This window comes from uncultured Nostoc sp. (genome assembly GCF_937863485.1).
Lineage (GTDB): Bacteria > Cyanobacteriota > Cyanobacteriia > Cyanobacteriales > Nostocaceae > Nostoc.
Genome location: NZ_CALMFY010000199.1, coordinates 1 through 21,753, shown reverse-complemented (window position 1 = coordinate 21,753; position 21,753 = coordinate 1). Strand labels below are relative to the sequence as shown.

At 41.2% G+C, this 21,753-nt stretch carries 15 protein-coding genes and 2 pseudogenes; 11 read left to right on the top strand and 6 right to left on the bottom strand.

The window, feature by feature from the left end:
* Window positions 1-599: 599 nt before the first annotated feature.
* A complete protein-coding gene (locus Q0541_RS27460; RefSeq protein WP_298918676.1) occupies window positions 600-2,102 on the bottom strand; it encodes an acyl--CoA ligase in 1,503 nt (500 codons plus the stop codon).
* Window positions 2,103-2,363: 261 nt separating this feature from the next.
* Between Q0541_RS27460 and Q0541_RS27455 the strand changes: the two genes are divergently transcribed.
* Both Q0541_RS27455 and Q0541_RS27450 read left to right on the top strand, forming a co-directional pair.
* Window positions 2,364-3,506 carry a BMP family ABC transporter substrate-binding protein gene (locus tag Q0541_RS27455; RefSeq protein ID WP_298918673.1) on the top strand — a complete coding sequence of 381 codons (1,143 nt, stop codon included), beginning with the start codon at window positions 2,364-2,366 and terminating at the stop codon, window positions 3,504-3,506.
* 44 nt (window positions 3,507-3,550) lie between these two features.
* A pseudogene (locus tag Q0541_RS27450) lies at window positions 3,551-3,646 on the top strand (transposase family protein); the annotation flags it as partial.
* 71 nt (window positions 3,647-3,717) lie between these two features.
* On the opposite strand, the pseudogene Q0541_RS27445 reads toward Q0541_RS27450, so the two are convergent.
* Together Q0541_RS27445 and Q0541_RS27440 are read right to left on the bottom strand one after the other, a co-directional pair.
* A pseudogene (locus tag Q0541_RS27445) lies at window positions 3,718-3,925 on the bottom strand (HNH endonuclease); the annotation flags it as partial.
* 512 nt (window positions 3,926-4,437) lie between these two features.
* Window positions 4,438-4,755: a hypothetical protein gene (locus Q0541_RS27440; RefSeq protein ID WP_298918671.1), complete on the bottom strand. Its 318-nt coding sequence runs from the start codon at window positions 4,753-4,755 to the stop codon at window positions 4,438-4,440.
* A gap of 628 nt (window positions 4,756-5,383) precedes the next feature.
* Here Q0541_RS27440 and Q0541_RS27435 point away from each other — a divergent pair.
* The 7 genes from Q0541_RS27435 to Q0541_RS27405 all read left to right on the top strand — a co-directional run bounded on the left by Q0541_RS27435 (window position 5,384) and on the right by Q0541_RS27405 (window position 14,561).
* Window positions 5,384-5,662: a hypothetical protein gene (locus Q0541_RS27435; RefSeq protein ID WP_298918668.1), complete on the top strand. Its 279-nt coding sequence runs from the start codon at window positions 5,384-5,386 to the stop codon at window positions 5,660-5,662.
* Between the two features lie 517 nt (window positions 5,663-6,179).
* A complete protein-coding gene (locus tag Q0541_RS27430) occupies window positions 6,180-6,515 on the top strand; it encodes a hypothetical protein (RefSeq protein WP_298918665.1) in 336 nt (111 codons plus the stop codon).
* Window positions 6,516-6,718: 203 nt separating this feature from the next.
* On the top strand, window positions 6,719-8,203 hold the full coding sequence (locus tag Q0541_RS27425) for an ABC transporter substrate-binding protein (protein ID WP_298918662.1): 1,485 nt from the start codon (window positions 6,719-6,721) through the stop codon (window positions 8,201-8,203).
* A 12-nt stretch (window positions 8,204-8,215) separates the two neighbouring features.
* Window positions 8,216-9,661 (top strand): ABC transporter substrate-binding protein, encoded by a 1,446-nt coding sequence (locus tag Q0541_RS27420; RefSeq protein ID WP_298918659.1) that lies wholly within the window; start codon window positions 8,216-8,218, stop codon window positions 9,659-9,661.
* 78 nt (window positions 9,662-9,739) lie between these two features.
* On the top strand, window positions 9,740-12,220 hold the full coding sequence (locus tag Q0541_RS27415) for a hybrid sensor histidine kinase/response regulator (RefSeq protein WP_298918656.1): 2,481 nt from the start codon (window positions 9,740-9,742) through the stop codon (window positions 12,218-12,220).
* Window positions 12,221-12,401: 181 nt separating this feature from the next.
* A complete protein-coding gene (locus tag Q0541_RS27410) occupies window positions 12,402-13,625 on the top strand; it encodes a hypothetical protein (protein ID WP_298918653.1) in 1,224 nt (407 codons plus the stop codon).
* A 114-nt stretch (window positions 13,626-13,739) separates the two neighbouring features.
* The gene (locus Q0541_RS27405; protein ID WP_298918651.1) at window positions 13,740-14,561 is read left to right on the top strand and encodes a response regulator; all 822 of its coding nucleotides are present in this window, start codon (window positions 13,740-13,742) and stop codon (window positions 14,559-14,561) included.
* Between the two features lie 64 nt (window positions 14,562-14,625).
* On the opposite strand, the gene Q0541_RS27400 is transcribed toward Q0541_RS27405, so the two are convergent.
* Window positions 14,626-16,224: an AAA-like domain-containing protein gene (locus tag Q0541_RS27400; RefSeq protein ID WP_298918648.1), complete on the bottom strand. Its 1,599-nt coding sequence runs from the start codon at window positions 16,222-16,224 to the stop codon at window positions 14,626-14,628.
* A gap of 5 nt (window positions 16,225-16,229) precedes the next feature.
* The gene (locus Q0541_RS27395; protein ID WP_298918646.1) at window positions 16,230-17,672 is read right to left on the bottom strand and encodes an AAA-like domain-containing protein; all 1,443 of its coding nucleotides are present in this window, start codon (window positions 17,670-17,672) and stop codon (window positions 16,230-16,232) included.
* A gap of 680 nt (window positions 17,673-18,352) precedes the next feature.
* On the opposite strand from Q0541_RS27395, the gene Q0541_RS27390 reads away from it, so the two are divergent.
* Complete coding sequence (locus Q0541_RS27390; RefSeq protein WP_298918643.1) at window positions 18,353-19,159, top strand: class I SAM-dependent methyltransferase; 807 nt, start codon at window positions 18,353-18,355, stop codon at window positions 19,157-19,159.
* Window positions 19,160-19,406: 247 nt separating this feature from the next.
* A complete protein-coding gene (locus tag Q0541_RS27385; RefSeq protein WP_298918640.1) occupies window positions 19,407-20,003 on the top strand; it encodes a Uma2 family endonuclease in 597 nt (198 codons plus the stop codon).
* Window positions 20,004-20,080: 77 nt separating this feature from the next.
* Here the strand turns inward: Q0541_RS27385 and Q0541_RS27380 are convergent, their stop codons facing one another.
* Window positions 20,081-21,583 carry an HlyD family efflux transporter periplasmic adaptor subunit gene (locus Q0541_RS27380; RefSeq protein ID WP_298918637.1) on the bottom strand — a complete coding sequence of 501 codons (1,503 nt, stop codon included), beginning with the start codon at window positions 21,581-21,583 and terminating at the stop codon, window positions 20,081-20,083.
* Between the last annotated feature and the right edge of the window lie 170 nt (window positions 21,584-21,753).

Here is a 21,753-nt window from a genome sequence, read left to right as displayed (position 1 = left end):
AAGTTTTAGAAAGTCCTCACGAATATTCATCGCAGTGTTGTAGTCAGTGTGACACTCAAACCCACACCTCTTGTACCAAAACTTAGACTGAGACGGGCGATTCCCTTACTGAATATGTCCATATTGGCTATATTTTTGAGACGTGTAGCCTCGGTTAACAAACCCAACATTCATACCCCTGGCTTTGGCTTTGTAGGTAACAAATGCTTGGAACTGGGCAAAACTCCATCCATGCAATCAGCGCCGTTGAGTCTTTCGTATCTTTGCTCTACTAAGAATGTTCCTAAGGTCTTCAAAAACCAAGGTTGCACCGGACTGAACAGACCGAGCCAATCGCTTACTCAGCATATGGTCACAGTCTTTTCTGAAACGTCTCTGTCTGCCCGACAGCAGACTTCGTGCCTTTAGATTTAAGTTGCAAAGATTAGTGCAAGATCCGGGGCATTGAACCCCATCAGCAAGCGCACCTATCCTTCCCAACCCACAAGGGGATTGGGTTTCCCGGTGACACAATGAAGTATCGGCAAGCCGACCTAATGTTCCGCAGGCGTCCATTGACCGAAGCTAGTCGTAGATGTAACAAATGATTGCTCATCTCACTACTGCCCGATGTTAAGTAATTTCGCCATAGCCAACCGTTGCAGTTTCCCGGTAGCACCACGAGGTAGTTGATCCAAAATGTGAACTTGTTTGGGAACTTTGAAGTCTGCCAGCATGGTTGAACAGTAGGCTAAAAGTTCTTTTTCGCCAGCTTCTGCCTTGAGAACAACAGCGGCGTGGATATCTTCTCCTAAAGATTTGTGAGGGACGGCAAAGGCCAAGGCTTCGGCGACGGCAGGATGGCGCAGCAAGACATCATCCACTTCTAAGGGAGAAATTTTTTCCCCACCCCGGTTAATCAATTCTTTAATGCGTCCAGTCAAGCGGAGGTAGCCGTCTGCATCCAGTGTGCCCTGATCCCCTGTGCGGAACCAACCGTTTACAAAAGCTGTGGCGTTGGCTTGGGGGTTGTTTTCATAGCCATCTATGACATTGGGTGCTTTTACCACCACCTCGCCCAAGCTTCCTTGAGATAGCAGATTGCCTTCAGAGTCCATAATGCCGACTTCCACACCGAAGCCATAACCTACAGTACCTGGTTTGCGAACTTTTGGCGGTAGGGGGTTGGTGGTCATTAAGTGAGATGCTTCAGTCATGCTGTAAGATTCCACCACGGGAGCATTGAGAGTTGCCTCTAGCTGTTCAATGATAATCGGGGGCAAAGAAGCGCTACTAGAGCGAATGAAACGAAAGCGATTAGCTTTGACAATTTCTGTGTTGCGGCTAGCGCGGGCCAAAATTGTCTGGTGCATGGTTGGCGCTGCGGAGTACCAGCTAGGTTTGTAGGTATCTACCAGTTTCCAAAACTCTAGGGCATTAAAACCATTGGGACAAATTAGTGTACCGCCCGATGCCAGGGTTGCCAGCAAACAGCCCACCAATCCGTGAATGTGGAACAGGGGCATTAGGCAAAGTGTAGTGTCAGCTGCTGTGAGTGAGTAAGCAGCAATGATGTTGCCGGCTGAGGCGATTAAGTTGCGATGACGAATCGGCACACGCTTGGGACGACTGGTGGTGCCGCTAGTATGGAGAATCATCGCCAGATCATCGGCGTTGGGGGCTACGGGATTCGAGGATTCTGCTGGTTCTAAGCCTGTTTTGACTAATTCAAAGCTCAATGTGCCGTCAGTGTTTACCTTGGCATTAATCAGCATCATGTTGGGTATGACAGCGGCAATGGCTGCTTCTGGCCCCTCAGACAAAGTAATCAGTGCATTTGCCTGGGTATCTTCGTAGTAGAAGGCAAATTCTTCTTGCTTGTATTTGGGATTCAAGGGTGCAGCAGTACCACACAGGGCGGCAGCCAAAAAGGTAATAGCCATTGGTGAACCATTAGTCATGGCAATGGCAATGCGATCGCCCCGTTTCAATCCAAAGCTGTTGAGTTGGAATACTAGTCCAACAACATTCTCGCGCAATTGCTTATAGGTTAGCGATCGCCCCCCAGGTGTAACTAGGGCTGAATGATTGTCTTCCCCTGCTAAAAGCTCAAATAAGTTCATTAAAAACCTCCAGTAAACCGCATCCTCTTGTGGGACTTGTTAGTAAAAGGGACTGGGCATTGGCAAAGAAACTCTTTCCTTGTCCCCCTTATCCTCCTTGTCCACATTCCCCATGCCCCATGCCCAATTCAACCATTATTTGCTTTCTTTTGTCAGTAAGTTGATGGCAAAAAACAAGAGCTAAAATTAACTAAATAGAGTATCTGTCGTTACTAGAAATCAGAAAAATCTTTTTCAGCAACTAAACCCCATCGATAAAATATGGATCGTCGGAATTTTCTAAAGTATGTCACTTTAGCAGGATCTAGCTTTGCCTTAACGAGTTGTGTTCAAGGCAAAAATTCCAAATCGCAGGGTGAGGTGTCTCCCTCAGCGTCGCCTGTGGCGGTAAATGAACCTCTCAAGGTGGGATTTGTTTATATGGGGTCTGTGGGTGATTTTGGCTGGACTTATGCCCATGATTTAGGTCGCAGAGACATGGAAGCCAACCTTAACGATAAGGTAAAAACTACCTTTGTCGAAAATGTCAACGAAGGTGCTGACGCCCAAAGCGTGATTCGCCAACTAGCATTAGATGGTAACAAGTTGATTTTTACAACTTCCTTCGGGTACATGAACCCAACAATTAAAGTTGCCAGGGACTTTGGTGATGTTGTCTTTGAACACTGTACAGGATACAAACGTGCTGCCAATGTCGGCACTTATCTGGGACGTTTTGAACAACCGCGTTACTTAATCGGCATGATTGCTGGCAAAATGACAAAATCGAATGTAGTTGGTTTTGTTGGCGCATACCCAATTCCAGAAGTAATTCGGGGAATCAGTGCATTCACTCAAGGAGTGCGGCTAACAAATCCTCAAGCAAAAGTTAAGGTACTTTGGGTACAAAGTTGGTACGATCCAGCTAAAGAAAGAGAAGCGGCTCAAGCTTTAGTCAATTTAGGTGCGGATGTACTAACGCAGCATACTGACTCTAGTGCCGTTATCCAATTGGCTGAGGAAAAAGGCATTTATGCTTTTGGCTACAACACTGATATGAGTAAGTTTGGTCAAAAAGCCCACCTGACATCAGCTATTAACAAATGGGGCAAATTCTATACAGATAAAGCCTTGGCTGTAATGACTAATACTTGGAAGTCGCAAGAAGTTTGGGATGGCATTGGTGAAGGAATGGTGGATATTTCCCCAATGAATCAGGCGATTCCGGCGGACGTGCAACAATTAGTGAATGCGAAGCGCGATCAGTTTATTCAGGGTACTGCACATCCTTTTGAGGGCCCGGTGAAAGACCAAAAAGGGGTGGTGCGAGTGCCAACGGGTAAGGTGTTGGATGATCAGGGACAACTGGCGATGGATTGGTATGTTGAGGGAATTGAAGGGTCAATTCCTAAGGGGAAATTATAGTAAACAATTCAAAATTCACTAGAACCTCCCTGGCGTAGAGAGCAATAAAAGAACAAATAATTTTAACCTTGGTTTATCTCAGGCATCTGACCACATTTCAACTTCTTGGCATCCAGTTTGGAGTAAGTGAATCTACAGCAAACGATACATTTATATTTAGAGTTGGAGTAAAAGCGCCAACAGTTGCAACGTCCAGCCAGTGGAATTTTTATAAATTCTATTTGCTCCGATTAAACTTGTGTTTTACGTGCTGAACCCGTTTCTATCGGTAAACCTGTTGATTTAAAAACCTCTAGTAATACAAATCGAGTTGTATTTACTGCTGCATCTGCTAATGGTCTTTTAGCTTGAATTAGAATCTTTGCTAACCTAAATGGGTCAAATTTCAGAAAGTCTTTAATATTTTTAGTCCCTTTTTTTTCTTGGTCATTCTCCATTTAGTCTAAAAGAATGTTTGAAAAGTCGATGAAAGGTATAATTCGTCATTCGGAACGTAACGAAGTGGAGAATCCCAATTTTCCGTTAAATTGTGAGATGCTTCACTACGCTAGCGCTCCGTTGGGCATGACATTTTATACTTTTCAAACATTCTCTAAAGTCCAGTTATTACCCTACAACGATTTGAATCCAGATTAGTAAGAATTGCTTGACCTAGATTAGGGAGAAGTCCCCAAAATCCGATCAAGCAGGTGGCGACATTCAGTGAGTTTAAGAGCGATCGCTTTTAAGTAATAAACCCTGCTATCATCCGACTACAACAGGCTGTAATCCCAACAATGCCTCAATGTAAACAGCTTTGCAATCAGACTAGTTTTATTAGAAGCGTGGATGGGTAGGTGTTGGCAAGAGGGTGAGGACAAAAATGGCTGTATTGCCCTATATGTAAGCAGTTGAGCTTGAAAGCCGCTACTCTCAAGCGGCTTTCTGCTGACTACAGTTCTTGTGTGTCTACTTGTGGGTGATAGTAGTCTTGAACATATTTACTAGTCACTTCTAGCAGTGTGTCGTGACCTTCAGGACTTACCTGTGGGAACGCTGACCGGACGTTGCTGATATAAGAGGTAAAATCAGTTTCACTGGGATTGAAGAACTCTTGCCCGATGACAAGTGCAGCATAAGTTTCAGACATCTTAGTGCTGAATCCGTGCTCGGTGAGTCCATCACCAATGTAGCGAAATAGCCAGTTAGCGTCAGGGTCGTGCTCAATCAATTTAGAAGCGTTTACTATGAAGTCTTGGTATTCTCTCATTGGGGTTACTCCTTTGGTTGTGTTGGCTTTACGAAGTTAACCACTTTTCAGCTAAACACACAAAACACGGGTCAGCTTATAATTCCATAGAATTATAAGCTTTCCACAGATGTCTTAGTTTTGTACCCCTGTAACTATTCCAAAGTCTAAGGTGGAGTACAAGTACCTCACCCCTAACAATCTCAACAGCGATGCCTTCTCTTTTCCCTACAGCCCTTTGGGCATCCTACGGCAGGCGTTAGCCTCTCCCTTTGGGAGAAGGGGAGACGCTACGCGAACGAGAGGCTTCTCTACGAGAGGCTGCGCCCTAAGCGTAGCTATGCCGCAGGCTTTACGCCAACGCCAACGTCTTCTCCTTCAAAGACGCTAACGCGAACGACGAACACTCATCAACATTCATCTGTAATCGTGAAGCAAAATGCTGATGATAACAGACCTAATGATTCGAGTAATTGAAAAAGGGAATAGGGAGTTGGCAGTTAAGAGTTATTATCTTCATCCTCCTCATTTCCCCATTCTGCCTTCTATTACAAGAGGTAAAGATTAAGTTACAACTTTGGGAGCTGCTGAGACAATGTAGAGTATCTTCTAATAATTTAGCAAAGTTATAAGCTTTGGAGGAAAGTAAATGAATGTTAGACTAATCGCTTTCTCTGGCTTTGTGACAGCATTTGTGGGTGCAGGAATTGGTTTTATTGCTGCTGATTTATTTCCTTGTCCCTACACAAGTCAAATGTATAAAGACTTGGATCAAAAATATGCGATTGTCGGTGCAGTTGCTGGTTTGGTGATTGGTTCGAGTCAGGAAATGATTCGAGAACTCAAGCAAGAGCGGGATGCGGAAGAAGACTTGCTGCGGGATTTTAACAAAGCTATTCACTCAAGTACAGATAAAAAAAATTACTGATCTGTTAGTGCAAGACATAGTTCTTTCAAAAGACTTCCCTACTACAACAACACGCTAGTGTGGTGAAAGAAGTTGAAGAGTTGTGCTGCCTAAATTTCCGTCCAAAAATTTGAGACACAAGGGGGCGAGAGTCAAATTAGAAACGCTCTTGTTTTCAATACTTAATACTGCTTAGAGTTTAAGCGAACTGTATTGGCTCGAAAGCGGAGTGGCTCAGACTGCGCTCAGTTTCTGTCTGGGTTTAAATAAAAGCCTGAAACTCTCTTCACTTCTCTACGAGAGGCTGCGCCAACATGACGCTGCGCGGAAAATTTTGAATTTTGAATTTTAAATTGTTAATGGTGTTGTGCATCTAATGCGATCGCAATTTGCATTTCTGATCGCTTTTTGCAATGAGGTGTACCAAGTTAAAAGAGAAGTATCAATGGGATAAGGTAGGAGACAATCCCAAAGAAAAAATTTCAGCCCGAAGCATAAAAATGCGGAAAATATGAAAATGAATGCGTGAACTACTTAAATGAGAAAGCAATCAAGCGTTTTGAGAAACCAAAGTGCCCGTTTGCTTGCTGAATCTACTGAAATGAGAAAGCATTCAAGCATTTTGAGAAAGCAAGATACCTGTTTGCTTGCTGAATCTACCGAAATGAGAAAGCAATCAAGCAAAATGCTTGCTGAATCTACCGAAATGACAAAGCAATCAGGCATTTTGAGAAAGCATTCAAGCAAAATGCTTACTAAATCTACCGAAATGAGAAAGCAAACAGGCATTTTGCTGATTCAACAGGTCGCGCCCAGGATTCCCCAACTTCAGCTTCAGCTTGTTGGGGACGGCAGTTACTCCACTACGCACTGAAAACCTGAAACCTAGATCCCCTCTTAAAAAAGAGGGAACTCTTAAAGCCTCCTTTTTAAGGGGGTTGGGGGATCTTTTATAGGTAAGTCCTATAGATGCACCAGACATAACTTACCAGTGGCAATGGCAGTTAGGTTTCAAGTTAGCGACAAAAGGCATTAAATTGGGTATATCTACACAGTTAAAATATAAGCTCTATAAGTGTGGTATCCAAAAAAAAAGCCAGTCAAATTACTAAAGTCTTTAAGAATCAGCAGAGAGCTAAGGAAGCTTTTACCATAGTGCCAAGACAAACCAACCGTCGCTATGCACTCATGGCATTGATCCTCTGCTTGATAATTGTTGCTTGCACCAACACATATCAATCATCCCCTTCCTCAGTCAATAAGTTATCCAGTCAAAGTACAGATTTAAGGATTTGGTGGGATAAAGGTTCTAATTTAGAAGAGGATGAAGCGCTCAAGTTGCTGATTAGCAACTGGGAAAAACAAAGTGGTAAAAAAGTCAAGCTGACTTTTTACACTAACGATGAACTATCTGAGAAGACTAACAGGGCACTTCAAGCGCATAATCAGCCTGACATCGTAATGAGTAGCAGTGCTGAAAGGGAGTTGATACCGCATCTAGCGTGGGATGGTAAACTGGCAGATGTTTCAGATGTTCTTGAGCCAGTCAAAAGTCTTTATTCTGATACTGTAGTAGAAGCTGTTCATTTTTATAATAACGTTGCTAAAAGTCGTAGTTATTACGCAGTCCCAATTAATCAGTTAACAATTCATATCCACTATTGGCGCGATTTATTAAAGCAAGTCGGTCGGAGTCAAAAAGATATTCCTAAAGATTGGGATGCTTTTTGGGAATTCTGGAAACAAGTGCAAGATGACTTACAAGCACAGCCAAAACAGAATCAAAAACCAAAAATTTACGGCTTAGGTTTTCCTTACTCTGTTGCTTCTGCGGATACATACTACATATTTGAGCAGATTTTAGAAGCATACAATGTTCAAATTTTAGACTCTAAAGGTCAACTTCGTCTTGATGACCCCAACCTGCGAGGCTCAATTGTTAAAAGCTTAGATTGGTATAGCAAATTCTACCAGCAAAACTACGTTCCACCGGATGCAGTCAATTGGTTAAATCCAGATAATAACCGCAGCTTGCTCAACCACGCTGTGGTGATGACACCCAACACCACTCTTTCAATTCCGGCGGCTGTGCGCCAAAATCCTGAGATTTATCGTCATCAGCTTGGCACTATACCGTTTCCCAACAAACCTAATGGCCAGCCAATGCGTTACTTAGTCGCAGTTAATGCCGCAATTTTGTTTGCTGAGTCTGAAAACCAGAAGACAGCCAAGGAATTTTTCAGGTACTTAATTCAACCATCAACGATAGGAAACTACATTAAAGCTGCTGGAGGTCGGTATCTACCAGTAATGACGCCAAATTGGAAAGACCCTTTTTGGACAAACCCAGCCGATCCACACATTTCAACTGCTGCTAAAACATTAATCAAAGGTTCAACGCGCCCATTTTATATTGTCCAAAACCCAGCCTATAGCCTAGTTTTGAAAGATAATGTCTGGGGGAAGGCTCTGAATCGAATTGTTGTAGAGCAAATTTCCCCAGAGCAAGCAGCCGATCAGGCGATCGCACGGATTAAGCAAATTTTTGACCAATGGCAGTGAGCTTTTACAAACATGACATTTAAAACAAAAGCTAATCAAATTGCTAAAAGCTCTCAGAATCAGCCACAATATCACCATTATCGCAAATATGTGTTGATCATATTGACACTCAGCTTGATAATTATTGCTTGTACTAACATCTCTAAATTAAAACAATCTTCAGCAACCCATTCCTCTACTGACAACACAGTTTTAAAAATTTGGTGGGATAAAGGATTTACTGTCGATGAGGATGAAGCAATCCAGCAGTTGGTGAGCAACTGGGAAAAACAAACTGGTAATAAAGTCAAGCTTTCCTTTTATATCGGCGATGAGTTACCGCAGAAAGCGCGTAGGTTCATTCAGGTGGGTAATCCACCTGATATCATGATGAGTTCCGGTGCAGAGAGAGTGTTGAATCCGCATTTGGCTTGGGAAGGAAAACTGGCGGATGTTACGAATGTAATTGAGCCAGTCAAGAATCTTTATCCTGAGTATGCCCTACAAGCTGTTAATTATTATAATAATGCTACAAAAAAGCGAAGCTACTATGCAGTTCCAATTAATCAGTCAACTGTTCACATTTTTTATTGGCGCGACTTGCTAGAGCAAATAGGTCGCACTGAAAGGGATATCCCCAAAGATTGGGATGGTTTTTGGGAGTTTTGGAAACAAGTGCAGAATAATCTCCGGGCGAAACAGCAAAAACAGGATATTTATGGGTTAGGTTTTCCTTTCTCTACTGGAGCTTCTGATACCTATATCTTTTTTGAGCATATTTTAGAAGCATACGATGTGCAAATTCTTGACTCCAAGGGTAAACTCCTGATCGATGACCAAAAGGTCAGACAAAAAATTGTCCAGGTCTTAGACTGGTATACCAAATTTTATCAACAAGGTTATGTGCCACCAGATGCACTTAATTGGTTAAATCCAGATAATAATCGCAGCTTGCTCAACCGTTTGGTAGTGATGACTCCTAACAACACACTCTCAATTCCTTGCTCTGTCCGCCAAGATCCCAACACCTATCGTCATAGGCTTGGCATCTTAAAATTTCCCAACAAACCGAACGGCAAGCCGATGCGTTATATACTCACACTTAGGCAAGCAGTTTTGTTTGCTGATTCCAAGCAACAGAAAAAAGCTTTGGATTTTCTTGCATATCTTATTCAATCACAAGTGATAGATAAGTATCTTAAAGCTGCTGGAGGCTGTAATTTACCAATTATAAAGACACTTTGGCAAGACCCATATTGGAAAGACCCAACCGACCCACACGTTTCAACTGCGGTTAAGACTGTGACAGAGGGTTCAACGCGGCTGTTTTCTTATGTGCAAAACCCAGCATACAGCGTAGTTTTAGAGGAGAATATCTGGGGAAAAGCTCTTAATCGCATAATTGAAGATAAAATTTCTCCAGAGCAAGCAACTAATGAGGCAATTAAGCAGATAAAACAAATTTTTGCTCAATGGTAATTAATAATTATTTATATTAAATAAAGCTACAACAAGCAGGGGAATAAAACCCCCAAACTTTGTTAAAAGAAGAAATATATGAAGTTATGGAATCAGCACTTAACTACTAAAGTTGCCAGTTCCTTCTTATTCCTATCCTTGGTAACTGTAGGTGTAGTGGGAGGATTTGCTTTTATCAATGCGAGGGACGCATTGAAGCAAGCTGCTTTTGAAAAACTCAGTGCTGCTGCCACTCTTAAAGAGGAAGAAATTACCCGTTGGTTTGAAGACCAACAACGAGATTTTCTCCTACTCACTCAGTTTCAAGATGGACAAAATAATTTTCAAATCCTTTTAAATTCTAAAGCCTCCGATGCAAATTATCGTAACGCTTACAAAGTTCTCTCAGATTATCTTGCAAATATGGCTAAAATCAAGCCAAGTCTTGGAGAAATTTATATTATTGATCGGAGTAATCGGGTTATTTTATCTACTAACAAGCAGCGTGAAGGTCAATATGAAATTTCGGCTAACATCACCTATATTGAACAGATTCAGGCAGGAGATTCCTTTGCCCCCATTTTCTATGTCTCACCGATTACTCGCAAGCCATCAGTTACTTTTGCAACACCTCTACGTGATGCAGCCAAGGTACGCCAAGGTGTTCTCTTAGCTGATTTAAATTTAGACCGAATAGATCAGATTGTCCGAGAACGTACAGGCTTAGGTAATAGTGGTGAAACTTATTTGGTTGGTTCTTTAGTAACCAAAAATGCTTTTATTTCTAAAGAGAAAGGTAAAACACCGGACTTTTCTAAAGGAGTTAGCAGCCAAGGTATTGATGCAGCAATGAGTGGAATTAGTGACCAAGGACTTTATCCAAACTATGCCGGAGTGCTAGTAATTGGCGTATATCACTGGCTCAATGACCAAGACCTTGCCTTAATAGTAGAAATGAACCAGGAAGAAGCCTTTGCCTCGGCTCGCCGATTGGCAGGGACGATTATGTTAGTGGGATTATTATCAATGGGATTTCTATTGATTGGAGTGTCTTGGCTAACGCGGCAGTTAAAAATCTCTGGCGAACAGTTAGAGAATTACAGCCATAGATTAGAGATAAAAGCTAAAGAAGCCGAAACTGCCAACCGTGCCAAAAGCGAATTTCTTGCAAACATGAGTCACGAACTCCGTACTCCTCTTAATAGCATCCTTGGTTTTACTCAGCTAATGACCCGCGATTCTTCTATGAATTATTCTCAGTTGGAACATTTAGAAATTATTAGTCGCAGTGGAGAGCATTTGCTGACTTTGATTAATGATGTGTTGTCAATGTCTAAAATTGAGGCGGGTTTAACAACACTGAACAACAACAGCTTTGACTTGTACACTCTACTCGATTCACTTGAAGAGATGTTTCAAATAAAAGCGGAATCTAAAGGTTTACAGTTGATGTTTGAACGAAGACCTGAAGTTCCTAAATATGTGTATACAGATGAAAGTAAATTGCGTCAAGTCTTAATAAACCTCCTTGGTAATGCTATTAAATTTACTCAAGAAGGCGGCGCTAGTTTGCGAGTTAGGATAAAGGAAGAAAGTAAACTACAGCAGCAAGAAGGGGCACAAGCAAGAAAAAATTCCCAGCCCTCATTCTTCTGGCTTCATTTTGAAGTCGAAGACACCGGCCCTGGCATTGAACCTAGTGAAATTGAAAAGTTGTTTAAGCCCTTTGTCCAAACAAAAGCGGGTCGAAAATCTCAGCAAGGTACAGGTTTGGGTCTAACCATTAGCCAACAATTTGTACATCTAATGGGAGGAAATATTACTGTTAGCAGTACTTTAGATCAAGGAACGATTTTTTCTTTTGATCTCCAGATTAGCCTAGCAGAAGTAGCTGAAGCTCCGATTCAACAGTTAAAACGACGAGTAATTGGTTTAGAGCCGAATCAACCAAAATACCGAATCTTAGTAGTTGAAGATAAATGGGAAAATCGCCAACTCTTAGTCAGGATGCTGGTATCCTTTGGCTTCGAGGTGCGTCAAGCTGAAAATGGTCAAGAAGGGGTAGCCCTTTGGGAAACCTGGGAACCGCACCTGATTTGGATGGATATGCGGATGCCGGTGATGGATGGCTATGAAGCCACTAAACAAATCAAAGCGCATTTAAAGGGTCAAGCTACTGTGATCATTGCTCTAACTGCTAGTGCTTTTGACGAAGAACGCTTTATAGTTCTATCGACAGGCTGTAACGATTTTGTGCGTAAGCCTTTCCGAGAGGAAGTAATCTTGAATATGATGTCTAAATATTTGGGGGTGCGTTATGTATATGAACAAGAACCCCTTCAAAAAGATGAATTTGCCGAAAATTCAGACCTGAAACTTTTATCATTAGAAGAGATGCTGGCTCAGATGCCCACTGAATGGGTGACACAGCTACACCAAGCGGCACTGTGTACTGATGAAAAGCTGATTTTCAGCTTGCTTGAGCAAATTCCTGAAGAATCTGCTCTTTTGGCAAACACTCTGTCTGATTGGGTTAATAACTTTCGGATTGATAAAGTTATTGATTTAACACAACCATAAGAAATGATTTATAAAGTGAATCTTTAAAAGATTGAGGATAAGTCATACCGTGGCAATATAAATCAATACACTTGGTTAAGGCTATAACTTTTTATCAAAGTCAAGTTTTTGAACTGAATAAATACTAAACTTAATTGATGTGGATTAATTACATAATTGCTAAAAAAAAGAGAGTAAATTGATGATTAATAAACATAGCTATGAACAATCCCACAATCTTCTTAATAAGCTACAACAAGATATTAATGACCTAATTCTCAAGGTAGATAATCAACTACAACTAGCAGAATTAGATTTAAGAAATGAGCAGATTCAAGATGAACTTGCAAAACAAATTGTTTTATTACAACGCTTTGGAGAATATATTTCAGTAATTCAAACAAGCAAACGTCAGAGTCTGGCTGAATGTATCGCTCTCCAATCAAAGGTTTATGCAGTTAATTTAGCTTTGTCTTTTCTGATAATGAAGAAGACAGAAAAAATAACTTTAGCAAAAAATATCAGATATAGCATTGAGTATTTTTTGAACACCAAAAAGCCCTTGGGTTGGATAGGTAATCTTTTCAAGCGTTCTATTCGAGAATTGCCTACACCAACTAAAGTTCTTTTTGGTCTGGCAATGGCAATACCAGTATATATGATTGCAATTCCAGTTTCCTTTGGGATTGTGAATTATTTAGCAAACAAAGTAGATGCTACTTCTGGAGTATCAAGTCCTAGCCCTACACTTACTGCAAATCCCAGTAAGAATTTACCTGAAAGTAACGAAAATAGAAAGCAACAATTATCTATAAAAATTCATTTCAATAAGGATCATCCGTTAGTTGTCATGGTTGCCTTATCTGGAGCTTTTGGTAGTATAGTTAGTATCTTAATTCGACTGCAAGACTATAAATACAGAGACGAATACGTAGGCTCAGTTACTCCTATTGTAGTTGGCTTTGTCAAGCCCTTGATTGGGACAGCATTTGGCATCTTCGTTTTTGCACTCCTTAGCTCCGGCATTATAAATTTTCCTTCCATACAAAGTAATACCTCAAAACAAAGTAATACCTCAAATCAAACATTACAGGATAATCCGGCTCCTATATATTATTTTTACTTTTCAATTGCATTTCTAGTCGGTTTTAGTGAACGCTTGGATAATGATATAGTCGAACGGGTTGGAGGAAGCTTGGGTCTACAAAAAAGTGCAGTAAAAATTGGAGAAGATGTTCAGCAAAATGCAGTAAAAATTGGAGAAGTTCAGCAAAGTTTAGAAAATATTCGAGAATATATTGAGCAAGCAAATAATTTAGTAAGAAGTAATGCATCAGATCTAAAAAAAGTAACAGAGGATGCAGAAAAAATTTTACCAGAGGTACAAGAAGTGGTAGAAGATATCAAAAAGTCTACACTTGAGTAACCAGCAAATGCTCCCAGTAAATCTTCTCAAGTAGATGGCTGACAATATTCAGATAATAGCTTCTTATTTTTGATACTTATTAATATTTAGTTTTATAAATCAGTTCTAATAAATATGGATAACAATCAAGTTCAGCTACCAAAAGCAAATATTCTTGTTGTAGATGATACACCCGACAATTTACGACTTTTATCTGCCATGCTAACTCAGGTTGGGTATGAAATTCGGAGAGTGATTAATGGATCAACAGCTTTGAAAACAGCACAAGCTGCGCCGCCAGATTTAATTTTGCTTGATATCATGATGCCAGAAATGAATGGCTATGAAGTCTGTCAACACTTGAAAGCTTCGGAGAAAACCCGCGATATTCCAGTGATTTTTATCAGCGCTTTAGATGAAGTATTTGACAAAGTTAAAGCTTTTGCAGTCGGGGGGGTGGATTATATTACCAAACCTTTTAGTGAAGAAGAGGTTTTTGCCCGTGTAGAAAATAACTTGACTATCCGAAAGCTACAAAAGCAACTTACTGAGCAAAATGTACTCTTGCAACAGGAAATTAGCGATCGCCAAAAAGCAGAATCAGCACTGCGGTTAAGCCAATTTTATTTAGACAGGTTTAAAGATCCCATTTTTTTTGTAAATTTGAATGCCCAGTTTGTTTATGTAAATGAAGCAGCTTGCCATATTTTAGGTTATTCTCGCGAACAATTGCTGACCATGACTGTTCACGATATTGATCCAAATTTTCCTGCAAAAACTTGGCACTCACAATGGCAAGAACTTAGAGAAAAAGATTCTTCTAGCTTTGAATCTATTCACCGAACTCAAGATGGTCGAAATCTACATGTAAAAATAACTTTTAGTTATCTAGAGTTCAAAGATCAGCAATATTTATGTACTAGTGCCTACTATCGCAATCCAATACGCTTGGGTTAAAGCCAAAAACCAAAACCAGTGTAGGTTGGGGAGCCAAGAAATGATTCAGGATTGCTATATCTTACTACTTACTAATATTGCGTTTAGTCCATAGTTGATCTAGTAATTGCTTTGAGATACCTGGGCAGTGCTTTTTATACTCGAAAGTTACCATACCCAATCCTAAAACAACTATCAATGCCCAACCGAATGCGCCGATAAAAAATAATCTTTGAAATCTAGCTGCTTTTTGCTCTTGAAGTAGTCTAGCTTTAACTTCTTTAGTTCGTTCTGCTTCTAGCCATGTCTCAACTTGTCGCCGATCAAATTCTTGGCTAGCTGCTAAAAACTGATAATCCAAATCACTCAAGCTTTTGCCTTGTGACCAAGCTAGAGCTTCAAGTAAGGCTCTCCCGCGCAATAGTCGTGAATTATCACGGTGTTCTGAGGCTACCCAAGCATTCAATACTTGGGAGTAGGGTCGCAATTTTGCTAATTGTTTTTCTACCCAAGTTTGGTTGAAAACCTCTTCATAAATGCGGTTCTTTACTACTAGTTGTCCTTGCTGCTTAGTCACCAACCCCGACAACAGTAGTTCTATTTGCTCCTCTCCATCATCACAAGCTATCTGAATCCCTTGTAAAACTTGCTGGTACAGTCCCAGCAAACCTCCAGCACGCTGCTCATTTCTTAGCAAGCGATCGCGGATTGTTTTTAAATGCTCTGGATCATCTTTCGCTTCCCATTTCTCTATAATATGCGTTTGCACTAGTTTTTCTAAAATTAACAATGGAAATTGGTAATAAAAATTTATAAGATGTTGATTAATAATCGGTAAATGGTTATCCAATTTATAACGTTCATCAACTTCTAGACATCTCTGCTCTTGAATATCCTTGCTTCCAGAGTTTCTTTCTTGTACCACTATTTGACAGAGTTTTTGAGTGAGAAATGGCTGACCATTTGTCCAAGCCAAAATTTCTTTGATAACTGCTATCGGATTAGCTACTTTTTTTTCTAAGCCTGCTGCTAATGGCTGAACTTCCGATAAGTTAAAGCCGTGCAGTTCAATAGATTTACCTATATTAAATGGGGTACAGTTGCGATCAGTAATCAAATCGGAAGGCGTTGCTACTCCGAAGAGTGCCCAAGTTAGGCGGTTATATTCTGGATTTTCTGCTCGTTGATTGTAACATGAGCGAATTAGGGTAAAAAAATCGACTACAGGGAAATTAAGACCTAAAACGCTATCAATTTCATCAATAAAAATAAATATTTTTTCAGTTTTGAGTTCAACTAACAAAATGTCTTCAACAAATTGGCTCAATCGCTGTAATGCAGATAAATCTTCTCGCTCCGACCACCAGACTTTTAAATTAACTTTGCTAAAGAGATTAAAGCTCCTTAATAAGTCAACCACTATGCCCTTATACCACTGAGCAGGCGTAATGTTGCCGTTGCCAATCCGAGTCATATCGATAGAAGCACAACTGTAGCCTGCTTGTTCTAATCGATGCCTTGTTTGTAACCGCAAGCTAGACTTACCCATCTGTCGGGAACTAAATACATAACAAAATTCACCTCTAATTAGAGCATTATAAAGTTCAAAGTCAGCCTGCCGTTCAACATAGCTAGGAGCATCGACTTTGAGACTGCCGCCAATTTGATATTCATACTTATTCATAACGTTTAGGTTAATTGCTCTCGGAAATATAGCTGATATAACTCACAGCTAGACACTGCCTGATTTCCTTCAAGTTTTACCAGACCCATACTTTCTAATTTATAGGCAGCGATCGCTTCTAATTGCACACTTGTTGGAGAGGTAACTACCCGTTTGAGTGCTGTCGCGAGTTCTGGATGTTCTTGGAGATTTGCGAGATGATGCCGTAAATAGTTGCTATAGATGCCGGCAATTGTGGGAGCCTCTTTTAGTAGCTGCTCTAGGGTTACTGCTTGATGTCCCAGGTTATAAAGAGCCAGACGAGCTAGATAGGGATGACCACCAATCATCGCTAGTAAAGGAGCCAGCTTTTGCAATCCTTTCTCACCTTTGGCCCAATCCAATCCATGACGCACTGCCAATTCCTGCATCTGCTCTAAACTAAACTCTGGTAACTTAATCGGTAGTCCCACATTGAAAGGGGATTGATTAATATCTAAGGGGATATAAGCTTCAGTGGCATGAACTACTACTAGTCGGAGTTTTTGCCAGATTTCTAATTCGGAAGCATCTTCATACCAGGAGCGCAGTAGCGGGAGAAAGTCGCTAGAGATTTCTGGATACTCGAAAATCCGATTCACTTCATCCAAAGCTAAAACTACCGGAGCGTCGATTTTCTCCAGCAAATACTCCTGTAAATACAATGTGCAACTAACTTTACTGCCAATATCTTCATCCCAATAATCATCCAGTCTGATCTCTAGGTTCAACTGCCGACTGACGTTAGCACAAAACCATCGTAAGAATTTTTCCAAGCTAGTGAAAACTTGACTATCTGCTCTCTGTAAACCGATCTGTAAGGTGTGTACCCCAGTCTGTTTAGCATGAGTAAGAATTCTGTGCATTAGGGATGTTTTTCCCATTTTGCTGGGGGCTTTGATTCTGATTAGGCTTCCAGGTTTATTGATTTCGGCATAGGTGCGTTCTTCAATTGGCGGACGCTCTATGTAAAAAAAGGAATTGAGCGGCACTGAGCCACCAGGATTTTCTAACAAGTCGGGATTAAAAACTGGGGTTTTTCTCTCCTCTTGCTTTTCTATTACCAAAGAAGACGCTGATATCCCATCTTTCGCTGTGATTGTTTGCTGAGACTGTTTCAAGACTGCTGGTACACTTTGTAATTTTTCTGACAAAACGCTATTTTGCGTAGGCAAAGCCTGCCGGCGGCATCGCCGTCTCAATACTGAGCGAAAATTACTTTTTGTCACCTCCTCCCCGAAAGCCTGTGAAAGTAACTTCCATAACTTAGAACCAACATCTTTTATATAATTGGCATCATAACCACAGCTTTCGGCGATATCTGGATAAGTTTGTCCTTCCCAAGCTTTACGAAATACTATTTCCTGAATATCACTTAAGCCATGTTCAAGAAATGTATCTAAAATTGCTAGTGCTTCTTCTATATTCATTTGTAAAAAGCATAAAGTTTGTTTTAAATAAGACTTTAGCGGAATTTTTCAGACTTTTTTGGTTATTTACTTAAATTTAAACAGTTAACTTCATTTCCATCTGCCATTCTCAGATATAAGCGAATTAGGACTTACGCATAACTCTCTGAAACTCTTATTCCTTTGTGTCCTACCCTGCGGGAAGCCACTTCGTGTCTATGCGTCCTTTGCGGTTCGTTTTTTGATTATTTTGCGTAAGTCCTGCGAATGTCAAAAAATTAGGACTTAGAGGCTATGTATAAAGTAAATCTTAAGTAGGGTATATTACGGCAAACGCTCAACTTCTGCTTAGATGCTGACTATTTTAATAAGTGTTCCTTCTCTGGGCGGGCTGTTTCAACCTCTGGAATAGCTTGATCGCTATTGGCAGGCAGCAATCACTGTTTTCGGACTTTGCCAAGCCTCTATTCCTACAACAGATGAAAGCGATCGCAGAGTAACTTGAAATTTTGACATTTCCAAGCTGAACACAATAACAGGCAACTTATACGTGGCACCATCTTCACGATTAACAGTCTGCCAAGCAGACTATGGATCTCATCCAAATTAAGGCTAGACTATATTGTATTTGCAGTTTTTTCTCGTTCTCAGGTTGGAGTCGAGAAACGCCAGCAACGAGTGTAAGTAGGAGATATTCATTTATGCCGAGATGGACTGCACAGGAAAAACAAGCGTATCGAACCGAGGTGATTCAACGCATTACCGCAGCGATGCCCTCAGTAATGCAGGAATATGCCTCAATTAATTGGGCAGAGGAACTCAAAGGCTACCGTACCGACCATGAATATTACCCTGACTACATCCACGTTCCCATTCATGGTGTAAGCGATTCCTACACCAACCCTGAATCGTGCTTAGGTTGGGATGCTGCTATGGATGCGATTATTCCCCTTAGCCACAATGTTAGTTGCCAGCAGTTGCGCGAGAAAATGGCTGAACTAATTCCTGAAGACGCTCAAATTGAGACAGTGCTAGAGCTTGGTGCAGGTACGGCTGGTGGAGCGCTGGCCCTGGCACAGCGGTTTCCCCAGGCCACTTTTCGCATTACTGATGTTTCGCCTTACATGCTGGTGATTAGTCAGCACAAGTTTAATAAGGTTGGATTTAATGAGCGGGCTGAGTTTGAGCAGGTGGACGCTCGTCACACTGGCTACCCTGACAACTCCTTTGATCTTGTCACGTCATCACTACTCTTGCACGAGACGCCTAAAGAGTGGACACCTAAGATTCTTAAGGAGATGTACCGGATCACCAAACCTGGAGGTTGGGTACTATACGCTGACACCTATCGGGGTGAATACGCCCTGAGCGCTTCTTTTCAAGAACCGTGGTTGGATGACTTTATCCATTTCAACTTCGAGTACGAGTTTGCAAAAGCAGGTTTTACAGAACTCAATTACATCCGCTATGCCGTGGGTTTGTGGTATATGGTTGGCCGGAAGCTATAAATGTGAGGATATAGCAAAGTGCTGAGTGCTGTTAGCAGTAGCGGGGCGTTTAACCCGTGCTGAGTAAAACCCCAGTTTTGTCAAGGCTTTAAGCGCTCAACACTGTGCTAACCTATGTGACTACGGCTCTAAAACAAGCACTTTTGATCGCGATCGTATCTCTCAATGTAAGTAGAATAATGAAACGATCGCCCGATCGCCCTCCAAACCTGATTATTTCTAATCTGGAAAAAAACTGGAGACTCAAATGACCCCAGCAACCATAGCAACACCAAAAAAAGAATCACCTCTTCTGTTTGAGGGAATGACCTGGAGAGAGTTCAAAGCAGTTGAGCAATTGTTAGACCGTCCAGGATATCGGCTCTCTTTTGTGGATGGAATTCTGGAGATCCGACGAATGCCTGGAGAACCCCACGAAACCGTTAAAAAGAGGATTGCTGCATTATTGGAGCTTTACCTGCTCATGGCAGGGTTCGACTTTACTCCAACTGGCTCAATGACTCTGGAAAGTGAAACAGTCGCTGTCAAGCGAGAGGCGGATGAATCTTATAAACTTGCTCCTGGTCGGATGCTACCCGATTTGGCGATCGAGGTAGTGTTTTCCAGTGGTGGCATCAACAAACTGGACGCATACAAGCGGTTGAAGATCAAGGAAGTGTGGTTTTGGGAAGATGGTGTGTTAGAAGTCTATCATCTGCGGGGAGAAGGCAATACACTTCACTATGAAAAAATTTCTAGTAGTGAAGAGGTGAAAGGAATCGATCTAGATTTGTTGTTACGTTGCATCAATATGGTGAATCACGTAGAGGCGATCAAGACTTTTCAACAGGCCCTTCAGAAATAGGCGATCGCACATACTTATGGGATATTTATGAGATGCTGGGTTTCACGCTTGAAAACTGCTGTGAAAAACGATTTTGTTCAACGGAGGGATTTTAAGCTTTCAGTCTTTTGCACTAAGAAATCAGTGAAGATACTCATAATGGTGCGGTGACGTAATTTCACATTAGCATTAATGGACATCCCTGATTGCAATGGAATTTGACGCTGATTAATCAGTAACTTCTGCCCATGTAGACGGACTTTTGCGGAAAAACGCCAGAAATTATAAACTTGGTCTGGAGGTAAGGCATCAGAGCCAATTTCAACTAGTTCGCCTTTGATATCGCCATACTCTTGGAAGGGAAAGGAATCAATTCTCACATCCACTTGTTGCCCTTCTTTGACAAAGCCGATGTCGCGGTTGGTGATGTATACCTTAGCAACCAAGTTATCACTGGGAACGAGTTTCAAAATTGGTTCGCTGGAATTAACTACAAATCCTGCTGTTTTGGCTTTGAGTTCAAAGACAGTTCCATCTCCAGGTGCAGTAATTTTCTGATATTTCAGGGTTTGTTGGGCTTGAATTAACTTACTATCAATTTCACCAATCTGACCATTAATTTCATAGATGCGTTTCTGATTATCTACAATTACCTTGGTTAATTGGCTATCAATTTCGGCAATTTTTTTATCATTATCTGTAATTTTGGCTAGTAAGTCTTCTTGAGACAGTGCCGCAGTATTGCGGAATTTTTCATTTGATTGGGCGATCGCTAATTGTAATCGCTGCTGTTCACTATTCAATCGGATCACTTCAGATTGTTTGGTGCTGACATCCTGTTGCTGTTTCAAGTATTGTACTTGGGAAATTGCCCCCTGCTGCGCTAGAGGTTCAAACTTATGGAGAATTTGTTGATTTATTGTCAGCAACTCTTTTGCACTAGCTAACTGCGCTTGAGTCTGGAAAAATTGCTGTTGCGTCTGTCCCGTTTCTAAATTAGCTGTGGCTAAACGTGATTTTAATTCTATTTGGCGATTTTGCAAGCGTAACTGTTGCTCGCTTGTGAGAGGATTTCCAGCAGTCGCACCATTTAACTGTGTGCGGTACAACTGGTTTTCGGCAATAATGGCTGCTCGGCTTTTGGTCAACAAAGCTAGTTCTGGTTTAATTTTCAACAGAGCAGTTTGCTGTGCCACTTCTTGTAGTGATATTTTCCCTTGAAGCTGACGGTGGTAAAAGTCATTTTCTTGCTCTAGCGCCTGTTTGGCAAACAACTGAGCAGCGCGACTTTGTTTTAATGAAGTTAGCTCTGCCTCAGAAGCAGTTTTTTCTAGGCTAACGAGTGTTTCACCTTTTTTGACTCGCTGACCATCTTTGACTAAAATCTCCTTAACCACACCATTAATTGGTGCTTGAATTTCTTTCACTGCACCCTGTGGTTCTAGCTTGCCCGTAGCATGAATTGATTCTTCAATTTGAAACACTGAGGCCCAAATTACTGTGAAGGTGCTAACTCCAACAATAGTCCAGGCGATCGCTCGTGACCAACTAGAAGTCTGTTGTAAAAGTACTGGTTGATCAAATTTATATTGAATATTCATAGGTCAAAGTGCTGTGTTCTATGTTCTAAGCCTGAGTTTCCAAGTTATAATCTCGACATTTCGAGTTCTGAGGTTGAGGTTTTGAGGTCAAAGGTCGGAGTTTTGAGTTCAAAGGTCGAAGTTCCAAGTTCAAAGGTCGAAGTTCCGAGGTCAAAGGTCGAAGTTCCGAG

Bases quoted from the DNA above. Each gene is read 5' to 3' on its own strand.
- Q0541_RS27390 (WP_298918643.1), top strand. From the start codon at position 18,353: ATGCCGAGATGGACTGCACAGGAAAAACAAGCGTATCGAACCGAGGTG.
- Q0541_RS27405 (WP_298918651.1), top strand. From the start codon at position 13,740: ATGGATAACAATCAAGTTCAGCTACCAAAAGCAAATATTCTTGTTGTA.
- Q0541_RS27455 (WP_298918673.1), top strand. From the start codon at position 2,364: ATGGATCGTCGGAATTTTCTAAAGTATGTCACTTTAGCAGGATCTAGC.
- Q0541_RS27395 (WP_298918646.1), bottom strand. From the start codon at position 17,672: ATGAATATAGAAGAAGCACTAGCAATTTTAGATACATTTCTTGAACAT.
- Q0541_RS27440 (WP_298918671.1), bottom strand. From the start codon at position 4,755: ATGAGAGAATACCAAGACTTCATAGTAAACGCTTCTAAATTGATTGAG.
- Q0541_RS27385 (WP_298918640.1), top strand. From the start codon at position 19,407: ATGACCCCAGCAACCATAGCAACACCAAAAAAAGAATCACCTCTTCTG.
- Q0541_RS27415 (WP_298918656.1), top strand. From the start codon at position 9,740: ATGAAGTTATGGAATCAGCACTTAACTACTAAAGTTGCCAGTTCCTTC.
- Q0541_RS27380 (WP_298918637.1), bottom strand. From the start codon at position 21,583: ATGAATATTCAATATAAATTTGATCAACCAGTACTTTTACAACAGACT.
- Q0541_RS27460 (WP_298918676.1), bottom strand. From the start codon at position 2,102: ATGAACTTATTTGAGCTTTTAGCAGGGGAAGACAATCATTCAGCCCTA.
- Q0541_RS27400 (WP_298918648.1), bottom strand. From the start codon at position 16,224: ATGAATAAGTATGAATATCAAATTGGCGGCAGTCTCAAAGTCGATGCT.
- Q0541_RS27430 (WP_298918665.1), top strand. From the start codon at position 6,180: ATGAGAAAGCAATCAAGCGTTTTGAGAAACCAAAGTGCCCGTTTGCTT.
- Q0541_RS27420 (WP_298918659.1), top strand. From the start codon at position 8,216: ATGACATTTAAAACAAAAGCTAATCAAATTGCTAAAAGCTCTCAGAAT.
- Q0541_RS27410 (WP_298918653.1), top strand. From the start codon at position 12,402: ATGATTAATAAACATAGCTATGAACAATCCCACAATCTTCTTAATAAG.
- Q0541_RS27435 (WP_298918668.1), top strand. From the start codon at position 5,384: ATGAATGTTAGACTAATCGCTTTCTCTGGCTTTGTGACAGCATTTGTG.